Origin of the sequence: Mesorhizobium sp. B2-5-4 (assembly GCF_006441095.1) — a bacterium.
In the GTDB taxonomy this organism is placed as follows: Bacteria; Pseudomonadota; Alphaproteobacteria; order Rhizobiales; family Rhizobiaceae; genus Mesorhizobium; species Mesorhizobium salmacidum.
On record NZ_VFUR01000050.1, the window covers coordinates 1 to 2,968 of the forward strand.

Sequence of the window (2,968 nt, forward strand, 5' to 3'; positions counted from 1 at the left end):
CGTAACCGTCCGGTCCCTGCACATATTTGAAGTAGTGCAATATCGCGTCATGTCGGGTTCCTTCAGTCTGTGGAGGATATTCGGATGGCGCCTCGCCGCTCCTGGGCCAAGGCCAACAGCCCCTACTGGTCGTCGCAGGTCGCGAGCTGGCTCAGCAGCAATCTCAGTGCGCAGGAATTCTGCCGCCAGCGTGATCTCTCGATCAGAACTTTCGATCTGTGGATGCACCATCTGGTGAGCAGCGAAGACCTGTGCAAACGCGCGGAAAAGCTGCAGAATTTGCGTCGGAAGAAGACCGGACGTCAGCGCAAGACGCAGCAGCCGAAGCGTTCCCAAAAGCGGCCGCGCTATCGCTACGGCAAGCGCACGGACAGCGGTCCGATTGCGCTCCGGGCGTTCTGGAGCATGCATGTTGAGGCGATGAACTGGAGCGGTATGGGCCATGCCGAGTACGCCGCCGCGCTCGGACTTTCTCGACATGCGCTGCGGATCTGGCGCGATCGCCTGGAAGAATCTGGCGACGAAATGGACTGGCGATCGCTTCTTCATCCGAGTGCCCGGGCCCAATTAAGCAGCGCTGCTAATTGCACGCGGCGCCGATATCGCTTGACACCCGACGCGGTGGACGGGCGCTCGAGCCGGCGCCGGTTCAGCGACGAACAGAAACGGGCGATCGTGCAGGAGACGGAGAAGCCCGGCGTTGCCGTGGCGCAGGTCTGTCGCCGCCACGGCATTGCCACGAGCATGGCCTTTCGCTGGCGGGAAGAGTTCGGCCTGACCGCCCGCAAGGCGACTGAACTGGCGCTGGTCGAGATCACTGATGGAGTAGAAAGCGAGCCGCCGGCGCTCGCCGCCTTGCGCCATCTCGTGCGGCCGCCGGACGGCATGGTGGCGATCGAACTGGATGATGGGCGGCGCGTGTTCGCGCCGGCGGGCGTGTCTGCGGCCGCGGTCAAGCGACATCTGGCCGGCAAGGAGAAGGCATCATGATCGTCGTTCCGGCCGGCGTGAAAGTGCATCTGGCGTTGGGTCACACCGACATGCGCAAAGGTCTCGATGGGCTCTCTACGCTGATCCAGGAGCATCTGAAGAAGGATCCCTTCTCGGGTCATCTGTTCGTCTTTCGCGGTAAGAATGCCTCGCTCCTGAAGATCCTTTTTTGGGACGGAACGGGGCTGTGTCTGTTCACCAAACGCATGGACCACGGACAGTTCATGTGGCCGCGCCTGGCTGAGCCTGGCGGCTCGGTGATGTTGTCGCCAGCACAACTCGCGATGCTCATCGAAGGCATCGACTGGCGCACGCCGGAACGCTTCTGGCGACCGATGCTGGCAGGCTGAAATCGGCACTTTTGTTGCCGCGGAAAAGGCCGGAATCCTTGGGTTCCTAGGCTGTTTGTGATAGAATCGATCATGTTGGTCGATCTCGAAAACCTGCCGTCCGATCCAGCACTTCTTCAACGCCTCGTGCGCGACATGGCGGCTGCGGTCGAGAGCCGCGACGGGGAGATCGAGCGGCTTCAGTCGATCATCAAAAAGCTCCAGCGGGCGCAGTTCGGCCGCAGCTCCGAGCGGCTCGATCCCGATCAGCTGGCGCTCGCATTGGAAGAGCTCGACGCCGACATCGCGCGCATCCGGGAGAGCCGTCCGTTCGTCGGCAAGCCGCCGGCCGAACGGCCGTCGCATCGCAAGCCGTTGCCCGATCACCTGCCGCGCGAGGACGTTCTGGTCGATGTCGACAGCATGATCTGCGCGTGCTGCGGCGGCGCGCTGCATGCCATCGGCGAGAGCGTCAGCGAGATGCTGGACTGGGTTCCAGCACAGCTTCGCGTGATCCGGACGACGCGGCCCAAATATGCGTGCCGGACCTGTGAGACGGTGGTGCAGGCGCCGGCGCCGGAGCGGCCGATCGCCGGCGGTCTGGCGACGCCGGCGCTGCTGGCGCAGGTGTTGGTCAGCAAGTATTGCGATCACACGCCGCTCTACCGGCAGTCGCAAATCTTCGCCCGTCACGGAGTCGAACTTCCGCGCTCGACGCTCGCCGGCTGGGTCGGCGGCGCCTGCTGGTGGCTGGAAGCCCTGCACGAGCGGCTCGCCAAAAGCGTGTTCGCCTCGAACCCTCTTTTTGCCGATGACACACCGGTCCCGGTGCTCGATCCCGGCCGCGGCCGCACCAAGACCGGAAGGCTGTGGGTCTACGCCCGCGAGCAGAGGCCATGGGGCGGGCCGGAGCCGCCGGCCGCGGTCTATCTGTTTGCGCCGGATCGCAAAGCCGAGCGTCCCGTCTCGCATCTCGAGCACTTCAAGGGCGTGCTGCATGTCGATGGCTATGCCGGGTTCGAGCGGCTCACCGGCAAGGGAGATATCGTTCTGGCAGCCTGCTGGAGCCATACACGGCGCAAGTTCTACGACGTGGCGCAGGCGACCAGCGCGCCGATCGCGGTGGAAGCCCTGCGACGGATCGGCGAACTCTATGCCGTCGAGGCCGACGTTCGCGGCCAATCGCCGGGGCAACGGCTTGCAGCCAGGCGCAGTCGCTCCAAACCAATCGTCGACGCCATGCGGGTCTGGCTTGAAGCACAACTGCCGTTGTTGCCAGGTCGCAGCACCCTCGCTGAAGCCGCCCGCTATGCGCTCTCGCGCTGGGACGGCCTGACCCGTTTCCTGCACGACGGCCGCATCGAGCTCGACACCAACCCGGTCGAGCGTGCGATCCGTCCAGTGGCTCTCGGCCGCAAGAACCACCTCTTCGCGGGCAATGATGGCGGTGGTCATCGGTGGGCCGTGCTGTGTTCGTTGGTCGAAACCTGCAAGCTTAACGACGTTGAGCCGTATGCCTGGCTGCGCGACGTACTCATGCGCATGGTCGACGGTCACCCGGCGAACCGGCTCGATGAACTCCTGCCCTGGGTCTGGAAAGTCGGAAATCCTGTCAAGACTTGAGCGACGTGCAACGCCCGGACGCTTAC

At 64.3% G+C, this 2,968-nt stretch carries 3 protein-coding genes; all 3 read left to right on the top strand.

Translation table 11 applies throughout. The features are described from left to right. Nucleotides 1-84 precede the first annotated feature (84 nt). The 3 genes from FJ492_RS29400 to FJ492_RS28565 all read left to right on the top strand — a co-directional run bounded on the left by FJ492_RS29400 (nt 85) and on the right by FJ492_RS28565 (nt 2,942). Complete coding sequence (locus FJ492_RS29400) at nt 85-990, top strand: transposase (RefSeq protein ID WP_246676159.1); 906 nt, start codon at nt 85-87, stop codon at nt 988-990. Next, the gene (gene tnpB / locus FJ492_RS28560) at nt 987-1,340 is read left to right on the top strand and encodes an IS66 family insertion sequence element accessory protein TnpB (protein WP_140773673.1); all 354 of its coding nucleotides are present in this window, start codon (nt 987-989) and stop codon (nt 1,338-1,340) included. The genes FJ492_RS29400 and tnpB overlap by 4 nt, the downstream gene beginning before the upstream one ends. A 72-nt stretch (nt 1,341-1,412) precedes the next feature. Then, complete coding sequence (locus FJ492_RS28565; RefSeq protein WP_140773675.1) at nt 1,413-2,942, top strand: IS66 family transposase; 1,530 nt, start codon at nt 1,413-1,415, stop codon at nt 2,940-2,942. Nucleotides 2,943-2,968 lie beyond the last annotated feature (26 nt).